Raw genomic sequence first — 20,428 nt, forward strand, 5'->3', positions numbered from 1 at the left:
TAAATCCTCCAGCGCGACACTCCCTCCCCATCCGGCTAGCCAGCCGCCCACAAAGAATAAAAGAGGTGCATATGGCAGGGTTCGACAAGCGCGTGTATTCCTACGAGGAAGCGATGGCAGGTCTTGAAGACGGCATGACCGTGATCTCCGGCGGCTTCGGCCTGTGCGGGATTCCGGAAAACCTCATCGCCGAGATCCAGCACCGCGGCACACGTGATCTCACCGTGGTCTCCAACAACTGCGGCGTCGACGGTTTCGGCCTCGGCGTGCTGCTGGTGGACCGGCAGATCCGCAAAGTGGTGGCCTCCTACGTCGGCGAAAACGCGCTGTTCGAAAAGCAGCTGCTGAGCGGCGAAATCGAAGTCGTGCTCACACCTCAAGGCACCCTCGCCGAGAAAATGCGCGCAGGCGGTGCCGGCATCCCGGCGTTCTTCACAGCCACCGGCGTCGGCACTCCGGTGGCCGACGGCAAGGAAGTCCGCGAATTCAAGGGCCGCCAGTACCTGATGGAAGAATCCATCACCGGTGACTTCGCCATCGTCAAAGGCTGGAAAGCCGACCATTTCGGTAACGTGGTCTATCGCCACACCGCCCAGAACTTCAACCCGCTGGCCGCCACTGCCGGCAAGATCACCGTGGTCGAAGTCGAAGAAATCGTCGAACCCGGCGAGCTGGACCCGTCGCAGATCCACACCCCTGGCATCTACGTCGACCGGGTCATTTGCGGCACGTTCGAGAAGCGCATCGAACAGCGCACCGTGCGTAAGTGATCCCCTGCCCCCGGACCGAATGAAGGAATAACAACAATGGCACTTTCCCGCGAACAAATGGCTCAACGCGTCGCCCGCGAAATGCAGGACGGCTACTACGTGAACCTCGGCATCGGCATCCCGACCCTGGTCGCCAACTACATCCCTGAAGGCATGGAAGTCATGCTGCAATCGGAAAACGGCCTGCTTGGCATGGGCGCCTTTCCGACCGACGCCGAAGTCGACGCCGACATGATCAACGCCGGCAAGCAAACCGTGACCGCGCGTATTGGCGCGTCGATTTTCTCGTCCGCCGAATCGTTCGCGATGATTCGCGGTGGCCACATCGACCTGACCGTGCTGGGCGCGTTTGAAGTGGACGTCGAAGGCAACATCGCCTCGTGGATGATCCCCGGCAAACTGGTCAAGGGCATGGGCGGCGCGATGGACCTGGTGGCCGGTGCGGACAACATCATTGTCACCATGACCCACGCCTCCAAAGACGGCGAGTCGAAACTGCTGTCGCGTTGCAGCCTGCCGCTGACCGGCGCCGGTTGCATCAAACGCGTGCTGACCGACCTGGCCTACCTGGAAATCAAGGACGGTGCGTTCATTCTCAAAGAGCGCGCGCCGGGCGTCAGCGTCGAAGAAATCGTCGCCAAGACCGCTGGTAAACTGATCGTGCCTGACCACGTCCCGGAAATGCAGTTCGCTGCCCAGTGAGGAATTTTTCCATGCAAGAAGTCGTGATTGTTGCCGCCACTCGCACTGCCATCGGCAGCTTCCAGGGCTCGTTGGCCAATGTGTCCGCGGTTGACCTCGGTGCTGCGGTAATCCGCCAGTTGCTGGCGCAAACCGGTCTGGACCCGGCGCAAGTCGATGAAGTGATCATGGGCCAGGTATTGACCGCCGGCGCCGGGCAGAACCCTGCACGTCAGGCCGCGATCAAGGCCGGCCTGCCCTTCGCCGTGCCGGCCATGACCCTGAACAAGGTCTGCGGCTCGGGCCTGAAAGCGCTGCATCTGGCGGCTCAGGCGATTCGCTGCGGCGATGCCGAAGTGATCATTGCCGGCGGCCAGGAAAACATGAGCCTGGCCAATTACGTCATGCCGGGCGCCCGCACCGGTTTGCGCATGGGTCACGCGCAGATCGTTGACACGATGATCAGCGACGGTTTGTGGGATGCGTTCAACGATTACCACATGGGCATCACCGCCGAGAATCTGGCTGAGAAATACAGCCTGACCCGTGAGCAACAGGACGCCTTCGCTGCCGCCTCGCAGCAGAAAGCCGTGGCCGCCATCGAAGCTGGACGCTTCGTTGATGAAATCACGCCGATCCTGATCCCGCAGCGCAAGGGCGATCCGCTGTCCTTCGCCACCGATGAACAACCTCGGGCCGGCACCACCACCGACTCCCTGGGCAAACTGAAAGCGGCCTTCAAGAAGGACGGTTCGGTGACCGCCGGCAACGCTTCTTCGCTGAACGACGGCGCCGCTGCGGTGATTCTGATGAGCGCCGAAAAAGCCAAGGCCCTCGGGCTGCCAGTGCTGGCGAAAATCGCTGCGTATGCCAACGCGGGCGTCGACCCGGCGATCATGGGCATCGGCCCGGTGTCGGCCACTCGCCGCTGCCTGGACAAGGCCGGTTGGTCCATCGATCAACTGGACCTGATCGAAGCGAACGAAGCCTTCGCCGCGCAATCTCTGGCCGTGGCCAAGGACTTGGAATGGGACCTGAACAAGGTCAACGTCAACGGCGGCGCGATTGCCTTGGGCCACCCGATCGGTGCGTCAGGTTGCCGGGTGCTGGTGACCTTGCTGCATGAAATGATCAAGCAGGACGCCAAAAGAGGCCTCGCCACCCTGTGCATCGGTGGTGGTCAGGGCGTGGCATTGGCGATCGAGCGCTAATCACATCCTTGTAGGAGCGAGGCTTGCCCGCGAAGAACGATAACTCGGTGCAACAGATAAACTGCGTCATCGTTCTTCGCGGGCAAGCCTCGCTCCTACAGGTTATGGTCTCTGGCCCTCAGGCAAATTTCACAAGGTTCAAGACTGGCAACGGTCCGCCCGGAAACTGCACCAGCCGCGCCCCGACACTCAGTTCGCCCAGATCGATTCCAAAGAACCCCAACCGCTCGATCAACGCAGCCACCTGTGCCTTGGCCTCGGCATCGTCACCAGAGAGAAAAAGCACCCGCCGACCGCCCTCCGCTTTCGGATCACTCTCAAGCAGATGCGCCTGAAGGTGATTGAACGCTTTCACCACCCGCGCACCGGGCACCCATTCGGCAAACACTTCGCTGGACGGACGCCCCTGCAAATCCACCGCTTTGAACGATGGCGCCTCGATCGAATTGTTCGCATCGATCACAATCCGCCCGCCGAAATCTGGCAGCCCGGCCAGTGCCGTCGGTAACTTCGACCAATTCACCGCCACCAAAACAATCGGCTGTGCAGCCGCTTCTTCACGAGTGCCGGCCCGCGCTGTCGGCCCGAGTTCTGCTACCAGTGAGGCCAGGGTTTGCGGGCCACGGCTGTTGGCGATGACGACTTCGATACCCTGACGGGACAGTGCTTTGGCGAAGGCTGTGCCGATGGCGCCAGCGCCGATGATTCCGATTGTGCTCATGGTGTTCTCCTTAATGTTCAGGTGGGGTCAGGCGGTGAAGCCACCGTCGGCGACGATGTCGGCAGCGGTGACGAACGCTGCGTCCGGGCTGGCAAGGAATGCCACAACGCTGGCGATTTCCTCGGCTTTGCCGTAACGGCCGATGGCGATACCAGGGCCGACGATTTCGCTCACCGGACCGCCGTCAGGGTTCATGTCGGTGTCGGTCGGGCCGGGGTGAACGGTGTTGACGGTGATACCCAGTGGACCGAGATCCCGGGCCAGACTGCGGTTGAAGCCGGCGATGGCACCTTTCGTCAAGGTGTAGAGCGATGCCGTCGGGAACGCCGCGTAATGGGTCATCGACGAGCCTATGTGCACAATGCGACCACCGGTCTTCATGTGCCGTGCCGCTTCCTGTGTGGCAACGAACACACCGGTGACGTTGACCGCGATCATTCGCTGGTAGTCATCGAAGCTGATGTCCTGAATCGGCCCGCCGAGAGCGATGCCGGCGTTGTTCACCAGAATGTCGATACTGCCAAACACCTCGACGGTGCGAGTGACCGCCGCGCGCACCGCCGTCGGTTCACCGGCATCGGCGGCAATCGCCAGGGCACGACCACCCGCAGCTTCGATGGCGTGCACCACCTCGGCGGCTTTGGTCGGGGATGCGCTGTAGGTCAGCACAACACTGGCGCCATCGGCAGCCAGGCGTCTGGCGATAGCCGCACCGATGGAACGGGAGCCGCCGGTCACCAAAGCGGTTTTGCCAGCAAGGGGAAGTTGAGCGTTTGTCATGGGAATTCACTCCGTGGGTTGTCGTTGGAGTGAATACTGCGCTTGCCATTACGACTTGATTAGACGGTAATAGCTTGAATTATCTTCAAGCATTACTATCAGGTGTCTGAGATGGAAACCCTCGCCAACCTCGAATCTTTCGTGCGCAGCGCCGAAACCGGCAGCTTCTCCGCCGCCGCGCGGCTGCTCGCACTGACACCCGCCGCCGTCAGCCGCAACGTGGCGATGCTTGAACGCAACATCGGAGTACGGCTATTCCAGCGCTCGACCCGCAAGTTGTCGCTGACCGAAGCCGGGGAGCGTTTTCTGGCGAGTATCAGCGGCAATCTGCAAGGGTTGCAGGCGGCGATCAGTGCAGTGTCCAGTGATCGCGCGGAGCCGGCGGGCGTGCTCAAAGTCAGCCTGGCGCCGACTTTTGGCATCGGCCATGTATTGCCGTTGTTGCCGGATTTTCTGGCGCGCTATCCGCTGATTCGTCCCGAGTGGCACTTCGAAAACCGCCAGGTGGACCTGATCGCCGAAGGCTATGACGCGGCCATCGGCGGTGGTTTCGAATTGACGCCCGGGGTTATCTCGCGGACGTTGGCGGCGGCGCATGTGGTGGCAGTGGCCTCACCGGCCTACATGGCCGGACGCACGTCGCCCGACAGCCCGGCGGACCTGGCTCGATACAACGGGATTGTGATGCGCGGCGTGCACACTGGGCGGCTGCGTCACTGGGTCATGCAGGATGGCGCGGGCAATGAAGCAAGTGCCGAGCTGAGTGAAAACATCGTGCTCAATGACCCGGCCGCCATGCGCGAAGCAGCCCTGCTCGGCCTCGGTGTGACGCTGCTGGTGTTGCCCGATGTAGTCGCCAATATCCAGCGTGGCGAGCTGGTGCGCTTGTTGCCTGACTGGCATGCCGACGCGGGGCCAATCTCGTTGTATTACCCGAGCCGCACGTTGATGCCGGTCAAGACCCGGGTGTTTATCGATTATCTGGTCGAGGCGTTTGGGCGGGAGACCGCGTCATCGTTCTTCGCGAGCAAGCCCGCTCCCACAGTTGATCGGGGTTGATCACACATTTTGTGATCGGCACAGTTCCAATGTGTGTGTGCGGGCTTGCTCGCGAAGAGGCCCGGCCTGGCAAGACACCTCCCGACTCAGAAACCGCCCTGAGCAATCCATCGCCCGCAATGCTAACGTGGCCGGCTCACACCGAATGGAGACGCGTGCGTGCTGATGCTCAAACTGCTGGTGATTCCGGGATTTCTGTTGATGATTTCCCTGGCTGGAAAACGCTGGGGGCCAAGCGTGGCCGGTTGGCTATCGGGGTTGCCGGTGGTGGTCGGGCCGATTCTGTTTTTTCTCGCCATCGAGCAAGGCGTGATGTTCGCCGCTCAGGCGGCGACGGCAGCGTTATCGGCAATGTTCGCGATGATTGCTTTCTGCGTGACCTACGCCCAGGTTGCACAACGCTTGAGCTGGCCGTGGGCACTGACGATTTCGCTGTTGGTCTGGACCTTGGCGGCTATTGTGCTGTCGCTGATCCCGCCGTCGCTGGTGTTCTCGGTGATCGCGGCTGCCACTGCATTGCTGGCCGCACCGTACCTGTTTCCCACGGTGCAGCCTATCGTTTCAGGCCCTGCGCCGAAGTCCGACAAACTGCTGCTGCGCATGATGGCCGGCGCCCTGCTCACCTTGGCTGTGACGTTGCTGGCCAGCACCGTCGGCGAACGCTGGAGCGGGTTGCTCGCGGTATTCCCGGTGCTGGGCAGTGTGATGGCGGTGTTTTCCCAGCAGACTCGTGGGCCTGCTTTTACTGCGGTGTTGCTCAGGGCGACGGCGACGGGGATGTATTCGTTTGCGGCGTTTTGTCTGGTGTTGGCGCTTGCGCTGCCGCAGTTTGGGTGGCAGGGGTTTGTTCTGGGCGTGGGAGTATCGATGGGAATGTTGTTGATCACGAAACGCTTGCTTTTGCGATCTGGAAACAATGCACCAGGAACACGAAAGCTGCGCAAGATGAATGGATAGCCTTGGCTTTTCAGCGGTTAGACATCACGCCGGCAAAAACCGCAGGCATTACGGCATGATGCGTCCCGTCCTTTCCCCATGAAGAGGCCGTTTTTCTTGAACGATTGCGAGGGTGGCACAGAGTTCGGTGACTCAGGCATGATGCGAACTTCAGCCAACGGAGAGGCGTAATGAGCAGCAACGATAGCCCATCGGTTTCACTGGCCCTGCGTTCGTATACGGGTCAGGTCGAGCTGCATGATCACGACTTCCATCAAGTCGTGCTACCGCAGTCCGGCGCCATGGACATCGAGGTTGACGGCCAGGGCGGCAAAGTCGACTGGAGCCAGGGAGTGGTGATTCCCGCCGGTGCGCGTCATGCGTTTCTGGCGCAGAAGGCTAATACCTTTTTGGTGCTCGACGTGCCAGCGGCGCCTTTCGGCGGGCAGCAGAATATCGATTTGTCGAGCAGACTGCTGGTCGACAAACTCTTCTTCCCGGTGCGCCCGGAAATCCGCCATTTGCTCGATTACGCCGCCCGCAGCGCGCCGATGCTGATCAGCTCGCCTCAGGTGGCCGAATCCTGGAGCACGTTGCTGTTGTCCTCTCTGACGCTGCCCTCCAGAAACATCCCCGATCACAGCCAGTTCACGCTCGCCCGGGCCCTGGCCTGTATCGAAAGCAACCTGGACAGCGCGCTCACCGCCACGGACATCGCGCGGGTGGCCGGAACCAGCGAACGGCGCCTCTACGTGTTGTTCGATCAGCACTTGAAGACCACACCTTTCGCGCACATTGCGAGCTTGCGCCTGAACAGAGCCATCGAGCTGCTTTGCGAGACCGCGCTGTCGATCACCGAAATCGCTCATCGGGTCGGCTATGCCGATCAGAGTGCCCTCACCCATGCGCTGAAAAAGCACCGTGACCTCACCCCGGCCGCCGTCCGCAGAAGTTCACGCTTGGCGTGAATCCGGCAGGCCTGAACAAATCTTCAGCAGTTTCCGTCAATACCCTCCGCACCAGACCTTTCTATCATCGCCTCACTGACATGAAGAATCAGACGAGGCACAGATGAGCGAAGCGACGCAGACAACCAAAACACTTGGGTCCGCCAAGACCGCGACATCCGCCACTGCCGTCGGTGTGATCGCAGTGTTTCTATGGTCCTGCCTGGCGTTATTGACCACCCTTACTGAAGGCATTCCCCCCTTTCAGTTGCTGACCCTGAGCTTCGGCGTCGCGTTTGTGGCGAGTCTGTGCATTCTCGGGCGACGCGGTGTGGCAGGGTTTCGCAGCTGGAACCAGCCCTGGTCGGTCTGGGCGGTCGGTTTTCTCGGGATCTTCGCCTACCACGCGCTGTATTTTTTCGCCCTCAAAGCCGCTCCAGCCGCCGAGGCCAGCCTGATCGCCTACTTGTGGCCGCTGCTGATTGTGCTGCTCTCGGCCTTCACCACCGGTGAACAGCTACGCAAACGCCAACTGCTCGGTGCGCTGCTGGGGCTGGCCGGGACCGCATTCATCATGCAGCAGCGTGCTTCGGCGGAAGTCGCCGACATGCCGGTGGCCGGCTACCTGGCCGCGTTCGCCTGCGCGTTGGTCTGGTCGTCCTACTCGGTCATCAACCGGCGCTTCAACGAAGTGCCAAGCAGCATCATCGGCGGCATCTGCGGCCTGGTCGCGGTGGCAGGTCTGGTCTGTCATCTGGCGTTTGAGACCTCGGTCACCCCCGACTCCGGCCAATGGGCGGCCATCGTCGGCCTCGGCCTGGGGCCAGTGGGGCTGGCGTTTTTTGCCTGGGATCACGCGACCAAGCACGGCAGCCTGTCGATGCTCGGCGCACTGTCGTACCTCGCGCCACTGATCTCGACCCTGCTGTTGGTGGCCATCGGGCAAAGCCATGCCAGCCCGTTCCTGATTATTCCCGCCCTGCTGATTATCGTCGGCGCCGTTATCGCAACCTCGCGAACAGGTCAGCCCAAAGCCTGACATCAATGTTGTAAAGGAGCTGTGGAGATGGACCTGATTGCCTCTGAAGGAACAGTAAGGACTGAACGCGACCTGCCACGTTTTAGCGTGGCCCCCAATCGACCTGCACTCCAGCACCTGGGGCTGCCTTCACTGAAATCGAGCCGCAGCGGCATTCGCCGTCGTGCCAACGGCGAAGCCCCGCGAGTGCTGCTATTCGTGCCACCCTACACACGGTTGATCGAACCGGTGCCGCTGGGCAGCGCGTTTGCCGATATCGGCATCGACACGTTCGAAGTCATGAAGCGCGCGGGTACGCCCATCGGCCTGTTGCGCATCGCCACGGTGGCCAGGCGTGCCGGTTACGACGTGCAAATTGTCGATGCGCCGTTCGCCGGCTGGTCTCAGGAACAGACACTGGTGGCAGTCGATCAGGGCCACTTGATCCGCTATGGCCTCACCGACGCGCAGATGCGCAAGATCATCGAAGACGCCCAGCCGGACATCGTCGGCATCCAATGCAACTACACCGTGCAGTGGGGCAACGCACGGGCGCTGGCCGATCTGGTGAAATCCATCGACCCCGACTTGCTGCTGGTCACCGGTGGCGCGCATTCGAGCGGCGACTGGCAGAACGTCTTGCTCGACTCGCCCTTCGACTTCACGCTGATCAACGAAGCCGATCGTGCCTTCACCCTGTTGCTCGACGCCCTCACCCATGACGCCGGCAATGTTGACGCGGTACCGGGTATTGCCTACCGCAACTACAGCGGCCAGTTGGTTCGCCCGACACGCAAATCCAGCTACTTGAGCATTGTCCCGGCCCGGCAGGATCTGGAAGAGCGTCTGGGCGTGATGCCGCTGCCGGACTTCAGTTTCCTCGATATGAACAACTATCTGCAGCCTTATCACTCCTCCGGGGCCAGGGTGCGCAAGAACGGGGCCTGGGCACAGATCTTTTCCACCATCGGCTGCAACGTCAATTGCAACTTTTGCTACATCCCCAAGATCAACGGCCCCTGGCGGGCACTTGGGCTGGACTGGTTTGATCTGCACCTGGCCGACCTGGTCAAACAGGGCGTGACTGAAGTGCTGATCGAAGACGATCACCTGATGCACGACCCGCTGTACGCCATGGAAGTCGGCAAATTATTGAAGAAACACAACCTGCCCTGGGTCGAGGAAGGTGGGCTGAGCTTGTTCAATCTGGTGCTGTTGCACAAGGGCGAGCAATTTCTGGCCGAACTCGACGAACAGGAACTCAAAAGCCCCCATTACCGCAATGTCATCGCGGCCATTCGCGGCGGGCTAACGGCAAAGGCATTCATCCGGTCAATCGCCGAGAACGGCTGCTACAACATTTATCTGGCAGTGGAGAGTGCCAACGAAGAAAGCCTGGTGAACTCCAACAAGTCACGCTTCAACGCCATCCAGCAGGCAACCTTCGAAATCATTCAGATGTTTACCGAATGCGGGATTCAGGTCACCGGTGGGTTCATGCTCGGTTTCGTCAACCCGCCTGCTTCGGCCGGTGAGCAACCGTTCATTGAAAGCCTGGGGCAGATCAGTAATACCATCGACTACGCCGTCAACCTGATGGGCGCAGGTATGGCTTATGCCAATCCCTTTATCGTCACGCCGATTCCAGGCACTGAAATGTGGGAATACCAGCAGCAATACGTAGTCCGCCACTACGACAACGGCTGGTCTCATGAAAAAGCCACCATGGCCACGGAGAAGTGGAGCGCCGAAGACATCGAAAAAGCCCGCATGGAACTGCTGGTGCGCGCCAACGGTGCCGATCGGGTCAGGGAGATGGTGCGGCGTGGGACGTGGCCGGTGGATGCTTGAGAGAGCGCTTGCCCCCCTCGCCACAACCAACTCATTCGCCAGTACTGCGTAACCAGTCAGCACATTCGCGCTGGAGTGCTTCCTGACCTCCATGGGATGATCGCCGTCAAAGCGCGGATCATCCCATGGAGAGTTTGAATGTCATTGTTGAGTAAAAAAGCCGTTGTTCTGCTGCTGACGGCGGTTGCCAGCCTGGGCGCCATGAATGTCCAGGCGGCCAAGGTCACTGCCAGCGACAAAGCGCCGGCCCAGAAGGTCTCGATGCTCGGTGGCAAGTTCACCTTCACTCTGCCCAAGGGTTTCATCGCCAACCCGCTGCCAGCCGGCGATGCGGCCACCGGTACCGCCGGGGCGACGGGCACGATGTACACCAACCAGACCACCAAAACCGTGGTGATCGCCGCTGAAAACACCATCCCTGGCGGCGCCAACGTCAAGGACAACGACGGCGAGTTCCTTGACGCCACCGTGTCCGCGTTTGCCACCGAGCAACGCAACGCCTTGCCGGATTTCAACAAAACCAGCGAAAAAAGTCTGACCCAGAAAGGCACGGGCCTGGGCCTTCGGCAGCTCGACAGCACCGCCACTCAGGGCGGTGGCATGACGCTGGACAGCACGTTGATGGCCGCTTCCGGCACGCGCATGGCCATCGTTCAGATCATTTCCCGCCCCAACGACAAAACCGGCCACGAAACGCTGGTGAAACAAATCGTCAGCGGCAAATAAACCCGAACGTTTCAGGGATTGAGGCGCTGCAACCAGGCGCTCAAATCCTGCATCTCGGTGGCACTGATGCTGTGACCGACACCCGGATAAGCATGAAACTCGGGCTTGAGTGACAGGCGCTGCAACAGGCTGTCGGCCTCAGTACCGTCGTTGTAGGGCAGGAGTTTGTCGGCGGTGCCATGACCGATGAAAATCGCCAGCTGCTGGCGTTTTTCATCCGGTTTGAGCTCGGATTCGAGCACCGGCAGAATTCGCCCGCTCAGTGCCGCAATTCCACCCACTGCGTCGGGATGACGCAACGCGACCTCGTAGGACATCATCGCGCCCTGGCTGAAACCCACCAGGAATACCTTGTCCGCTTCGGTGTGATATTTCTTCGCCGCTTGTGCGACAAAATCCCTCAGCACCTGGCCGCTGGCCTTCAGGTCGTCCGTCTCACCGTTATAGGCACCCTCGCCCTTCTGGCGAAACCACTGGTAACTGCCCTCTTCCATGGTCATCGGCGCCCGCACCGACAGGTAGTTGTACTGCGGCGGCAATTCATCCCTGATGTCGAACAGGTCCTGCTCGTTACTGCCGTAACCGTGCAGGAAAATCACCAAGGGTTGGTTGCGGGATTCAGAGTCGGCCTGCTCCAGGTACTTGAGCGGCAGATCGGTGTGCAGCGGGGCTTGAGCGTGGACGGCGGCGGACGCCAAGAGCGTGAGCAGAGCGAGCAACTTCAACATAAGCCTTCCTTCACAGAGCGCAGGATTCGGGGCAAAGCCTAACACTGTGAAGCATGCTGGGGCATTTCAGGTGTTGCTGAAGCCGCCATCGCGAGCAGGCTCGCTCCCACAGGTCTCTCATCTCAATAGTGAGCGCATAAAAAAGTGGCCACCGCGTCAACAGTGGCCACTTTTTTCTACGGCGTATTAATGGCCGTAAACGTCAAAATTGAAGTACTTGTCCTGCACTTGCTTGTACTTGCCGTTGGCGCGGATTTCGGTGATAGCGGTGTTGAATTTGTCCGCCAGCTCTTTATCGCCCTTGCGCACGGCGATGCCGGCACCGCCGCCGAAGTACTTGGCGTCTTCATAGGTCGGGCCTACAAAGGCGAAGCCTTTACCGGCGTCGGTTTTCAGGAAACCGTCGTCCAGGTTGACCGAGTCGGCCAGCATCGCGTCGAGGCGACCGGCGACCATGTCCAGGTTGGCTTCCTGCTGGGAACCGTAACGCACCAGGTTGATGCCGGCCGGCACCAGCACTTCAGTGGCGAAGCGGTCGTGGGTGCTGGCGCGCAGCACACCGACTTTCTTGCCTTTAAGCTCGGTCAGCGGATCCTTGACGTCGGTGCCTTCCTTCATCACGAAGCGCGCCGGAGTGTGGTAGTACTTGATGGTGAAATCGACGTTCTTCTTGCGATCGTCAGTGATGGTCATGGACGACAGGATCGCGTCGATTTTCTTGACCTTCAGGGCCGGGATCAAACCATCGAACTCTTGCTCGACCCAGGTGCACTTCACTTTCATCTGCTCACACAACGCATCGCCGATGTCCACGTCGAAACCGGTGAGTTTGCTGTCAGGGGTTTTCATCGAAAATGGCGGGTAACCGGCTTCGATACCGAGGCGAATCGGCTTGGCGTCTTCGGCCACGGCGGTCAGGGACAACATCGACAGTGCCAGGGCACCGAACATCACTCGCTTCTTCATTTATAACTCCTGTGTGCGGAGGCTTTTATTGGCAGCTTTCGATTGGCAACTTTCGGTTAGTGAAGACCGAAGTGGCCGGCAGTCTAGAGCGGCTTCAGGAGGGCAAATTGCGTTTAAGCGACAAATACTTATAGAAAAACAGCCACGGGATTCAAGGCACTTGAAGCGTGCGCCAAGGTGGTGCAAGGGCTGTAGGACAATTCTTTGTTTCAGACAAAACCTACAAGATTTCGGGCGTGATCCGATTGAACAGTCGCGCTGGCGATGAAGCTTTTTTTGCGGCACATTGACCCCGCCAACCCATCCCCGTAAGAGAAGCGTGATGCCCGCATTGAACCTGATCCAGCACCATCCTGCCGAAGGTCCTGGCGCCATCGCCGAATGGGCCCGGGCCCGTGGCATTACGCTGAACGTGTTTCGCGCCGACCTCGGCCAGTTGCCGCCGGTGAGCGCGGCACCCGCGATCCTGTTGGGTGGGCCTTATGAGTCCAACGCCGGGCCGACGTGGCTGGAAGCGGAGCGTCAGTGGCTGGCGGGCAGTCTGGATCAGGACGCGGCGGTGTTTGCGATTTGTCTGGGCGCGCAACTGCTGGCGTTGAGCCTGAGTGGGAATGTGCGGCGGATGTCTCGCCCCGAAACTGGCTGGACGACCGTGACCTTTGCGGATGGCCAGACGCTGAAGGTGCTGGAATGGCACGAAGACGCGATCGATCTGCCAGTGGATGCGCAATTGCTGGCCAGCAGTGACGTGTGTGAGCAGCAGATGTACCGCGTCGGGGCGACTCGGGTGGGGTTGCAGTTCCACCCGGAGTGGAATGCTGAATCGGTGGCGACCCTCAATGAGCACTTTGCCGAGGAATCGCCGTTGCCTCGGGGTCCACAGGACAGCGCCGCCTATGCAGCCGTGTTTGGCTGGTTGCAGGTGACGCTGGATGAGTGGTGGGCGGCTTCATCAGCTAATCGCTGAATCTGAGAATTGATGGGTTTTTGTGGCGAGGGGGCTTGTCGGAAAGCCGCATCGCCCCGTTCGGCTGCGAAGCAGTCGTAAATCCTTGGGGATCGCGGTGACTGGTTTGGGGGCCACTTCGCGACCCAACGGGGGCAAGCCCCCTCGCCACAGTTGAACACCTGTGCCTGAATGTCAGCATTCGCAACCAATGACCGCCGTTGCGGTGCGTGCAACCGCAACACTCAATTCAAACCCCTCATCCAGCCACCCAGTTACCCCGCCAATCATCTCCTTGACCGGGTAACCCAGCGCCGCCAGTTTCACCGCAGCCTTGTTGGCGCCATTGCAGTGGGGGCCTGCGCAATAAACCACAAACAGCGTGGACTTCGAATAGGCCGCCAGGCCTTCAGCCGTGATCAGTCGCCCCGGAATGTTGATCGCGCCCGGCACATGTCCGCGTTCGAACGCCAACGGTCCGCGCACGTCGACCAGGACAAAATCCACCTCGCCGGCCTGTTGGCTACCAAAGACGTCGGAACAATCGGTCTCGAAGGTCAGACGGTTGCTGAAATGCATCAGGGCAATGGCAGATGGGGCTGCGGGAATTTCGCGAACCAGGCTGGGCATGGGCTGTACTCCAAAGTCTCGGTGGGTGTGGGAAGACTTTATCTGCCCTACGCTTGCCGCTACAGTGGCGCACAAGACACTCACCGGGAATTTTACGCCAAATGCAGCCCACCCCTGGATTGGTCGCGATTCTGGCCTACGACGGCCTCTGCACTTTCGAATTCGGCATTGCCGTGGAGATCTTCGGTCTGGCACGGCCGGAGTTCGATTTCCCTTGGTATGAGCATCGTATTGTCGCCGTCGACCAAGGGCCGATGCGTGCCATGGGCGGCATTCAGGTGCTGGCCGACGGCGGGATGGAACTGCTTGAAGAGGCCCGGACCATCATCATCCCCGGCTGGCGCGACCGCAGCGCGGCGGTGCCTGAACCTTTGCTCGCCGCCCTGCGCCAGGCCCATGCCCGGGGGGCGCGATTGCTGTCGATCTGTTCCGGGGTATTCGTGTTGGCGGCCACCGGCTTGCTGGACGGTCACGGTGCCACGACGCATTGGCGCTACACCGCGGAACTGGCCGAACGTTTTCCGAACATTCAGGTAGACCCGGATGTCCTCTATGTCGATTCGGGCCAGTTGATCACCTCGGCCGGCAGTGCCGCGGGCATTGATGCCTGCCTGCACCTGGTCGCGCGGGATTTCGGCACTCAGGTGGCCAACTCGGTGGCGCGGCGGTTGGTGATGTCGCCGCAACGCACCGGCGGCCAGGCGCAGTTCATTCCGTCACCGGTCAGCCCGACGCCGCGCAGCGATCTGTCGCGGGTCATGCAGTGGGCACGGGAACGTCTGCACCAACCGCTCGAAGTTCGCGACCTTGCCAGCGAGGCGGCCATGAGTGAGCGCACGTTCCTGCGGCGGTTCACCGAAGCCAGCGGCCTGCCGCCCAAGGCATGGCTGCAGCATGAACGCCTGGCCCGCGCTCGCGAATTGTTGGAGAGCACCCGCCAGAGCACTGAGCAGATTGCCCAGCACTGTGGTTATCGTTCGGTGGAGAGTTTCCGGGTGGCGTTTCGCAACGTGGTCGGTGTGCCGCCGTCGGTGTATCGGGAGCGGTTTGGGCGTGAGGTAAAGGCGATTTGTTGAGGTGTTATTGAGGGCCTCTTCGCGGGCAAGCCTCGCTCCTACAGTAGTCTTGCCACAGATCCAATGTAGGAGCGAGGCTTGCCCGCGAAGGCGTCACCCCGGACACCCATTATTTCAAGGCTTGCGCAACAGATAGGTATCCATGATCCACCCATGCGTCAGCCGCGCCGCCTTACGCACCCGTTCAATCTCATCCGCGACATCCTTGAGTTTGCCGCTGATCAAAATTTCATCCGGCGTCCCCAGGTAAGCCCCCCAGTAAATCTCCGTCTCCTGATCGGCCACCTGATGGTAGGCATCTTGCGCATCCAGCATCACCACCAGGCTGTCGGCGTCACTCACCTGCCCCGCCGCCAATCGCCGGCCGGTTGTGATTTCAATCGAGCGACCGATGCGATTCAGTGGCACCTTATGTTGCGCCGCCAACGCCTGCACGCTGGTGATTCCGGGGATTACCTCGAACTCGAACACACACCGGCCTGATGCCAGAATCGCCTGCAGAATCCGAATGGTGCTGTCGTACAACGCAGGATCGCCCCACACCAGAAAACCGCCGCACTGGTCGTCAGTCATTTCCTCGTTGATCAGCCGCTCGAAGGTCTGCTGCTTGGCGCGGTTCAGATCTTCGACGCTGGCCTTGTAGTCCACATCCCCGCGCTCGCGCTCCGGGCTGTGGGCTTCAACGAAGCGGTAGTCGCGATCGGTGATGTAGCGCTCACAGATCTCGCGGCGCAGGTCGATCAGTTTGTCTTTGCTCTGGCCCTTGTCCATGAGGAAAAACACATCGACGCGGTTCAGCGCCTTCACCGCCTGCATCGTGATGTAGTCGGGGTTGCCGGCGCCGACACCGATGACCAGAAGTTTTTTCATCAATGTGTCCCCTCAGGGTCCGTGCCCATCAAGCGTAGTCGCCAGCAACCGTTGAACCGCAATTCGATGGCCGACAACGGTTCGACGTCGATCTGGTTGAACGCCGCGCCCTGCAGCACCTGCATCAGTGCGGCGCGGATGACAAAAGGATGGGTGATGGCAATGACATGCCCCGGCGTCGCCTCAAGGCTATTCAACCACGCAGCCACCCGTTCACCGAGTTGTGCCACCGATTCTCCACCGTGGGGTGCCGAGGTCGGGTCATTGAGCCAGGCCTGGAGCGTCTCGGGTTCGGATGTTTGCAGGTCGTCGATCGATGTGCCTTTCCAGCGTCCGAAATCGCAATCTGCCAGTGCCGCGACAATCTCCACATCGTCGCCAAACAGCTCAGCGGTTTGGCGGGTCCGCAGTTCCGGGCCACAGAGCAAACGGGGGGTGCCCTTGAACTGGCGGCAACGCGACCCCTTCGCCGATTGCCAATCCATTTCCAACGGCTCATTTGTAGGAAAACGCGCCAATTTTTGTGCGACGGTTCGAGCGTGGCACATCAGGGTCAAGCGGGTCGCCTGCACGGAAGATCACTCTGTCGATAGGATGGAAAACGGCAAGACGCCGCAAACAACCGGGTCATTGTGCCGCAAGAAGCGCGATTCAGGGCGCTTCGTTTCAGGCAGTCGATCGGCTTCGCAGGCCCATTTTGTCCCGAAAAAGTAGCGATCTCTGACACTACTATGGGCGATGTCCTACAACGTCAGTCGACATCCGCGTAGCCCCCGGCGCACGGGGTTTTCGCCCCATTTGGGGGCTTGGAAAATCCGTGGAAAAATTCGCTAGACATGTAGCACCCGTTACATAAATACTGTTTTAGCGAATTATGAAATGAAACCGACACATTCATCCAGCAGGAGCCCGGATGCCCTCTCTCAGAGACCTGATCACCGATCCCGGCCTGGAACTCACGCCGTCGGAACGCAAAGTCGTACGTGCGTTGCTGGATCAGTACCCGCGTAACGGACTGGGCCCGATGTCACGTCTGGCCGAACACGCCGGTGTCAGCGATCCGACCATCGTGCGGCTGGTAAAAAAGCTTGGTTTCGGCGGTTATGCCGATTTTCAGGAAGCGTTGCTCAGCGACATGGATGACCGCCTGCGCTCTCCCAGTACCCTGTTGCAACCCCGCGCCCATCTCAAAAAGGATGATCCCTGGAACCACTATCTGGCGAGCAGCCATCGGGCATTGGTCGACACCCAGGCGCTGACCCAACCCGAAGATGTACGAATTCTGGTGGAATGGCTGCTCGACACCCGCCATCAGGTCCATTGCTTTGGCGGGCGCTTCAGCAGTTTCCTCGCCAACTATTTACTCAACCATCTGCGCCTGTTGCGGCCCGGCTGTTTTGCCCTGGAAGACAACGCGCAATTGCCGGACCGGCTGTTCGACGTGCAGCGTCAGGACGTGGTGCTGGTGTTCGATTATCGCCGCTACCAGTCCCAGGCCCTGCGGGTCGCCAATGCCGCGAAGAGTCGACATGCGCGGGTCGTGCTGTTCACCGATATCTACGCGTCACCGCTGCGAGAAATGGCCGACCTGATCATCAGTGCACCGGTGGAATCGGCGTCGGCCTTCGACTCGATGGTTCCGTCGCTGGCCCAGGTTGAAGCATTGGTAGCCTGCCTGTCCTTGCGCAGCCCCGATCTGGCCGATCGCCTGGAAGGCATCGATGCCCTGCGGACCGACTTCGACACTCACCTGCTGGAGGATAAATAAGGATGTTCACGCTCCCCCACCACTCGCCCCGGGACTTGCCGTTTGCCGCCGACCACACCGCGCTGTTGCTGGTGGACATGCAGCGTGCCTGGCTCGAGCCGCAGTTCGACGCGCACCTCAACGGGCCGGATGCCGAGTACTTTCTGACCCGCGCCCACATGCAAGTGGTGCCCAATCAACGCCGGTTGCTCAGTGCCTTTCGTAATGCACGACAAAACGTGCTGCACACGCTCATCGAAAGCCTCACCGCCGATGGTCGCGATCGCTCGCTGGACCACAAACTCTCGGACATGCACCTGCCCAAGGGCAGCCCGCAAGCGCGAATCATCGATGACCTGACGCCAATCGAAAACGAAATCGTGCTGCCCAAGACCTCTTCCGGGGTCTTCAATTCCACCAACATCGATTACGTGCTGCGCAACCTTGAAACCCGACACCTGATCATCGCCGGCATCGTCACCGACCAGTGCGTCGACATGGCCGTGCGGGACGCCGCCGACCGCGGTTACCTGGTGACGCTGGTCGAGGATGCCTGCGCCACTTACACCGAACAACGGCATTACGCCTGCCTGAACGCCATCAAGGGCTACTGCTGGATCACCGACACCCAGACCGTGCTCGGACGGTTACAGGAGATGCAGCCATGAGCGCTCGCCTGTCGCCACTGCCTATGACCACGATTGTCACCACCGACCTGATCGGCGTGACACGCGGCCGTTCCTTTCCTACCGACGAACTCGATGCCTATCAGGTGGCGGGCTGCGGCTGGGTGCCGCCAACAGCGCCCTGACCCCGCAAGACATCATCGCCGCCAGCAATCCATGGGGTGCGTATGGAGACTTGCGGCTGATTCCCGACTTGAGCAGCCGTGTGACCGTCAACAACGGCCCGGACGCCAATGCCCCGGCGCTGGACTTCATTCACGGCGATATTCGCGAAACCGATGGCCGCCCGTGGGGCGCCTGCCCGCGCACGCTGTTGCGCAACGAGGTGGAGCGTTATCGCAGCGAATTGGGACTGCAGATCAACGCCGCGTTCGAACATGAATTCAACCTCGGCAGCGGCGCGGCTGAGCATCTGGCGTTCTCCCTCGAAGCCCAACGCCAGGGCGCCGAGTTCGGCGGCTGGCTGCTCAGTGCACTGCGTGCCGGCGGTGTGGAGCCGGAGATGTTCCTGCCGGAATACGGCAAGCACCAATACGAAATCACCTGCCGCCCAGCCCTCGGCGTCGCCGCCGCCGACCGCGCGGTGAACGTGCGCGAGATCACCCGTGAAATCGCCCGGCAAATGGGCCTGAAGCTGAGTTTCGCGCCCAAGACCTCCGAGCAGGCGGTGTGCAATGGCGTGCATCTGCACGTGAGCCTGCAGGATCTGGCCGGTCACCCGGTGATGTACGACGCCGGCACTGTCAATGGCCTGTCGACCCTCGGCCAGCATTGGGCCGCCGGCGTTCTGCACTATTTGCCGGCGCTCTGCGCCTTTACCGCGCCGACACCGGTTTCCTACGAGCGCCTGCAGCCCCATCACTGGAGCGCTTCCTACGCCTGCCTCGGCCAACGCAACCGCGAAGCGGCGCTGCGGATTTGCCCGACCGTGAGCCTGGGTGGCAAAGCTGTGGCAGCGCAGTACAACCTGGAATTTCGCGCCATGGACGCCACCGCCTCACCGCATCTGGCCATGGCCGTATTGCTGATCGCCGGACGCCTGGGCATCGAGCAGCGCCTGGCCCTGAACGCGATCACCGATGAAGTCCCCGATTCGCTGAACGAAGAGCAACGCCAGGCGCGCGGCATCGTCGCCCTGCCCGCGTCCCTGTCCCAGGCCCTGGAATGCCTGCGCAACAGCGAGGCGCTGATCGAAGCCCTGCCGAGCGCCTTGCTGGACACCTACTTCGCCCTTAAAACCGAGGAACTGACGCTGACGGAACAGCTCTCGCCCGCCGATCTTTGTGAGCACTATGCGCGACTGTACTGAGTCCGCCGAACTGGGGTTCTACACCCAGCCTGCGTACACCCTGAGCCGGGAAGCCTCCGGGCACCCGCTGATTCTGGTGTGTGAACACGCCAGTCGTTTTATCCCGGCCGGGTTGAATGATCTGGGCTTGAGCCATGAAGCCGCCCGTGAACACATCGCCTGGGACATTGGTGCCCTGGCGCTGGCCGAGGGCTTGTCCCAAGCACTGGGCGCTACCCTGTTGGCGGCCAACTACTCACGGCTGTTGATCGACCTCAACCGCCCGCGCCATGCGCCGGACAGCATTGCGTTGCAGAGTGAGATTTATCAGGTGCCGGGCAATCGGGACCTGGACGAGGCCACTCGGGAATACCGTCGACACTGCCTGTTCAAGCCGTTTCATACACGCCTGCAAACCTTGATCGACGCCCGTGTGGCGCAAGGTCGATCGGTTCGCGTGGTGGGGATTCACAGTTTCACGCCGATATATTACGGCCAGCCACGAACGCTGGAAGTCGGCGTGTTGTACGGACAGGCCGGGGAGTACGCCCAGCGAGTGATTGACGGGTTGAGTCGGCACCCCTTGAAAGTCGCGGGTAATCAGCCGTACAAAGTCGATCCGCTGGGTGACATGACCGTGCCGGTTCACGGCGATGCACGAGGGCTTGAGTCGGTGTTGATCGAGGTGCGCAACGATCTGTTGCGTACGCCCGAGGACATCGGTCGCTGGACCGACTATCTGGCGCCACTGCTGTAGAGCAATAGCTTCAAACTCGCAGCGTGCAGCTGCT

At 60.8% G+C, this 20,428-nt stretch carries 21 protein-coding genes and 1 pseudogene; 15 read left to right on the top strand and 7 right to left on the bottom strand.

The window, feature by feature from the left end; translation table 11 throughout:
- Positions 1-71 precede the first annotated feature (71 nt).
- Genes PMI18_RS25235 through PMI18_RS25225 form a run of 3 tightly spaced genes read left to right on the top strand, consistent with a single transcriptional unit; the run spans position 72 to position 2,662 of the window.
- Positions 72-770 (top strand): CoA transferase subunit A, encoded by a 699-nt coding sequence (locus tag PMI18_RS25235; protein WP_007896014.1) that lies wholly within the window; start codon positions 72-74, stop codon positions 768-770.
- Positions 771-806: 36 nt separating this feature from the next.
- Entirely contained in the window at positions 807-1,472 is a 666-nt protein-coding gene (locus PMI18_RS25230) for a CoA transferase subunit B (protein ID WP_007896015.1), read from the top strand.
- Between the two features lie 11 nt (positions 1,473-1,483).
- Positions 1,484-2,662 carry an acetyl-CoA C-acetyltransferase gene (locus PMI18_RS25225; RefSeq protein WP_007896016.1) on the top strand — a complete coding sequence of 393 codons (1,179 nt, stop codon included), beginning with the start codon at positions 1,484-1,486 and terminating at the stop codon, positions 2,660-2,662.
- Between the two features lie 118 nt (positions 2,663-2,780).
- Here PMI18_RS25225 and PMI18_RS25220 read toward each other — a convergent pair whose 3' ends face one another.
- Positions 2,781-3,398: an NADPH-dependent F420 reductase gene (locus PMI18_RS25220; RefSeq protein WP_274517911.1), complete on the bottom strand. Its 618-nt coding sequence runs from the start codon at positions 3,396-3,398 to the stop codon at positions 2,781-2,783.
- Between the two features lie 12 nt (positions 3,399-3,410).
- Complete coding sequence (locus PMI18_RS25215) at positions 3,411-4,163, bottom strand: 3-oxoacyl-ACP reductase family protein (protein WP_007896018.1); 753 nt, start codon at positions 4,161-4,163, stop codon at positions 3,411-3,413.
- Between the two features lie 111 nt (positions 4,164-4,274).
- On the opposite strand from PMI18_RS25215, the gene PMI18_RS25210 reads away from it, so the two are divergent.
- The 6 genes from PMI18_RS25210 (at position 4,275) to PMI18_RS25185 (ending at position 10,700) form a co-directional block, all read left to right on the top strand.
- Positions 4,275-5,222, top strand: coding sequence for a LysR family transcriptional regulator (locus PMI18_RS25210; RefSeq protein ID WP_007896019.1), 948 nt, complete (start codon positions 4,275-4,277; stop codon positions 5,220-5,222).
- 159 nt (positions 5,223-5,381) lie between these two features.
- Positions 5,382-6,179, top strand: a complete 798-nt coding sequence (locus tag PMI18_RS25205) for a hypothetical protein (protein WP_007896020.1) — start codon at positions 5,382-5,384, stop codon at positions 6,177-6,179.
- Positions 6,180-6,349: 170 nt separating this feature from the next.
- A complete protein-coding gene (locus PMI18_RS25200; RefSeq protein ID WP_007896022.1) occupies positions 6,350-7,126 on the top strand; it encodes a helix-turn-helix domain-containing protein in 777 nt (258 codons plus the stop codon).
- Between the two features lie 103 nt (positions 7,127-7,229).
- The gene (gene yddG, locus PMI18_RS25195; RefSeq protein WP_007896026.1) at positions 7,230-8,144 is read left to right on the top strand and encodes an aromatic amino acid exporter YddG; all 915 of its coding nucleotides are present in this window, start codon (positions 7,230-7,232) and stop codon (positions 8,142-8,144) included.
- Positions 8,145-8,171: 27 nt separating this feature from the next.
- Positions 8,172-9,974 (top strand): B12-binding domain-containing radical SAM protein, encoded by a 1,803-nt coding sequence (locus PMI18_RS25190; RefSeq protein WP_007896027.1) that lies wholly within the window; start codon positions 8,172-8,174, stop codon positions 9,972-9,974.
- A gap of 138 nt (positions 9,975-10,112) precedes the next feature.
- Entirely contained in the window at positions 10,113-10,700 is a 588-nt protein-coding gene (locus PMI18_RS25185) for a hypothetical protein (protein ID WP_007896029.1), read from the top strand.
- An 11-nt stretch (positions 10,701-10,711) separates the two neighbouring features.
- Here PMI18_RS25185 and PMI18_RS25180 read toward each other — a convergent pair whose 3' ends face one another.
- Entirely contained in the window at positions 10,712-11,428 is a 717-nt protein-coding gene (locus PMI18_RS25180; RefSeq protein WP_007896031.1) for an alpha/beta hydrolase, read from the bottom strand.
- A gap of 186 nt (positions 11,429-11,614) precedes the next feature.
- The gene (locus PMI18_RS25175) at positions 11,615-12,394 is read right to left on the bottom strand and encodes an ABC transporter substrate-binding protein (RefSeq protein ID WP_007896033.1); all 780 of its coding nucleotides are present in this window, start codon (positions 12,392-12,394) and stop codon (positions 11,615-11,617) included.
- Between the two features lie 322 nt (positions 12,395-12,716).
- Here PMI18_RS25175 and PMI18_RS25170 point away from each other — a divergent pair, with 322 nt between their 5' ends.
- The gene (locus tag PMI18_RS25170; RefSeq protein WP_007896035.1) at positions 12,717-13,361 is read left to right on the top strand and encodes a type 1 glutamine amidotransferase; all 645 of its coding nucleotides are present in this window, start codon (positions 12,717-12,719) and stop codon (positions 13,359-13,361) included.
- Positions 13,362-13,535: 174 nt separating this feature from the next.
- Here the strand turns inward: PMI18_RS25170 and PMI18_RS25165 are convergent, their stop codons facing one another.
- Positions 13,536-13,970: a rhodanese-like domain-containing protein gene (locus PMI18_RS25165; RefSeq protein ID WP_007896037.1), complete on the bottom strand. Its 435-nt coding sequence runs from the start codon at positions 13,968-13,970 to the stop codon at positions 13,536-13,538.
- A gap of 101 nt (positions 13,971-14,071) precedes the next feature.
- Here PMI18_RS25165 and ftrA point away from each other — a divergent pair, with 101 nt between their 5' ends.
- Positions 14,072-15,046 carry a transcriptional regulator FtrA gene (gene ftrA / locus PMI18_RS25160; RefSeq protein WP_007896038.1) on the top strand — a complete coding sequence of 325 codons (975 nt, stop codon included), beginning with the start codon at positions 14,072-14,074 and terminating at the stop codon, positions 15,044-15,046.
- A gap of 114 nt (positions 15,047-15,160) precedes the next feature.
- Here ftrA and cobF read toward each other — a convergent pair whose 3' ends face one another.
- The gene (gene cobF / locus PMI18_RS25155) at positions 15,161-15,916 is read right to left on the bottom strand and encodes a precorrin-6A synthase (deacetylating) (protein WP_007896039.1); all 756 of its coding nucleotides are present in this window, start codon (positions 15,914-15,916) and stop codon (positions 15,161-15,163) included.
- Positions 15,916-16,488, bottom strand: a complete 573-nt coding sequence (locus PMI18_RS25150) for a histidine phosphatase family protein (RefSeq protein ID WP_033035820.1) — start codon at positions 16,486-16,488, stop codon at positions 15,916-15,918. Before PMI18_RS25150 ends, cobF begins: the two co-directional genes overlap by 1 nt.
- A gap of 341 nt (positions 16,489-16,829) precedes the next feature.
- Here PMI18_RS25150 and PMI18_RS25145 point away from each other — a divergent pair, with 341 nt between their 5' ends.
- From PMI18_RS25145 to PMI18_RS25130, 4 genes and pseudogenes are all read left to right on the top strand, one after another.
- The gene (locus tag PMI18_RS25145) at positions 16,830-17,684 is read left to right on the top strand and encodes a MurR/RpiR family transcriptional regulator (RefSeq protein WP_007896042.1); all 855 of its coding nucleotides are present in this window, start codon (positions 16,830-16,832) and stop codon (positions 17,682-17,684) included.
- A gap of 2 nt (positions 17,685-17,686) precedes the next feature.
- Positions 17,687-18,331: an isochorismatase family cysteine hydrolase gene (locus PMI18_RS25140; protein WP_007896044.1), complete on the top strand. Its 645-nt coding sequence runs from the start codon at positions 17,687-17,689 to the stop codon at positions 18,329-18,331.
- A pseudogene (locus PMI18_RS25135) lies at positions 18,328-19,658 on the top strand (glutamine synthetase). Before PMI18_RS25140 ends, PMI18_RS25135 begins: the two are co-directional and overlap by 4 nt.
- On the top strand, positions 19,642-20,394 hold the full coding sequence (locus PMI18_RS25130) for an N-formylglutamate amidohydrolase (protein ID WP_007896049.1): 753 nt from the start codon (positions 19,642-19,644) through the stop codon (positions 20,392-20,394). Before PMI18_RS25135 ends, PMI18_RS25130 begins: the two are co-directional and overlap by 17 nt.
- The last annotated feature ends 34 nt before the right edge of the window (positions 20,395-20,428 follow it).

The organism is Pseudomonas sp. GM102, assembly GCF_000282555.1.
GTDB lineage: Bacteria > Pseudomonadota > Gammaproteobacteria > Pseudomonadales > Pseudomonadaceae > Aquipseudomonas.

What these genes read in the sequence shown, in the direction of transcription:
- PMI18_RS25235 (WP_007896014.1), top strand. Translation starts at nt 72, where the DNA reads ATGGCAGGGTTCGACAAGCGCGTGTATTCCTACGAGGAAGCGATGGCA.
- PMI18_RS25230 (WP_007896015.1), top strand. Translation starts at nt 807, where the DNA reads ATGGCACTTTCCCGCGAACAAATGGCTCAACGCGTCGCCCGCGAAATG.
- PMI18_RS25225 (WP_007896016.1), top strand. Translation starts at nt 1,484, where the DNA reads ATGCAAGAAGTCGTGATTGTTGCCGCCACTCGCACTGCCATCGGCAGC.
- PMI18_RS25215 (WP_007896018.1), bottom strand. Translation starts at nt 4,163, where the DNA reads ATGACAAACGCTCAACTTCCCCTTGCTGGCAAAACCGCTTTGGTGACC.
- PMI18_RS25210 (WP_007896019.1), top strand. Translation starts at nt 4,275, where the DNA reads ATGGAAACCCTCGCCAACCTCGAATCTTTCGTGCGCAGCGCCGAAACC.
- PMI18_RS25200 (WP_007896022.1), top strand. Translation starts at nt 6,350, where the DNA reads ATGAGCAGCAACGATAGCCCATCGGTTTCACTGGCCCTGCGTTCGTAT.
- yddG (WP_007896026.1), top strand. Translation starts at nt 7,230, where the DNA reads ATGAGCGAAGCGACGCAGACAACCAAAACACTTGGGTCCGCCAAGACC.
- PMI18_RS25190 (WP_007896027.1), top strand. Translation starts at nt 8,172, where the DNA reads ATGGACCTGATTGCCTCTGAAGGAACAGTAAGGACTGAACGCGACCTG.
- PMI18_RS25185 (WP_007896029.1), top strand. Translation starts at nt 10,113, where the DNA reads ATGTCATTGTTGAGTAAAAAAGCCGTTGTTCTGCTGCTGACGGCGGTT.
- PMI18_RS25180 (WP_007896031.1), bottom strand. Translation starts at nt 11,428, where the DNA reads ATGTTGAAGTTGCTCGCTCTGCTCACGCTCTTGGCGTCCGCCGCCGTC.
- PMI18_RS25175 (WP_007896033.1), bottom strand. Translation starts at nt 12,394, where the DNA reads ATGAAGAAGCGAGTGATGTTCGGTGCCCTGGCACTGTCGATGTTGTCC.
- PMI18_RS25170 (WP_007896035.1), top strand. Translation starts at nt 12,717, where the DNA reads ATGCCCGCATTGAACCTGATCCAGCACCATCCTGCCGAAGGTCCTGGC.
- PMI18_RS25165 (WP_007896037.1), bottom strand. Translation starts at nt 13,970, where the DNA reads ATGCCCAGCCTGGTTCGCGAAATTCCCGCAGCCCCATCTGCCATTGCC.
- ftrA (WP_007896038.1), top strand. Translation starts at nt 14,072, where the DNA reads ATGCAGCCCACCCCTGGATTGGTCGCGATTCTGGCCTACGACGGCCTC.
- cobF (WP_007896039.1), bottom strand. Translation starts at nt 15,916, where the DNA reads ATGAAAAAACTTCTGGTCATCGGTGTCGGCGCCGGCAACCCCGACTAC.
- PMI18_RS25145 (WP_007896042.1), top strand. Translation starts at nt 16,830, where the DNA reads ATGCCCTCTCTCAGAGACCTGATCACCGATCCCGGCCTGGAACTCACG.
- PMI18_RS25140 (WP_007896044.1), top strand. Translation starts at nt 17,687, where the DNA reads ATGTTCACGCTCCCCCACCACTCGCCCCGGGACTTGCCGTTTGCCGCC.
- PMI18_RS25130 (WP_007896049.1), top strand. Translation starts at nt 19,642, where the DNA reads ATGCGCGACTGTACTGAGTCCGCCGAACTGGGGTTCTACACCCAGCCT.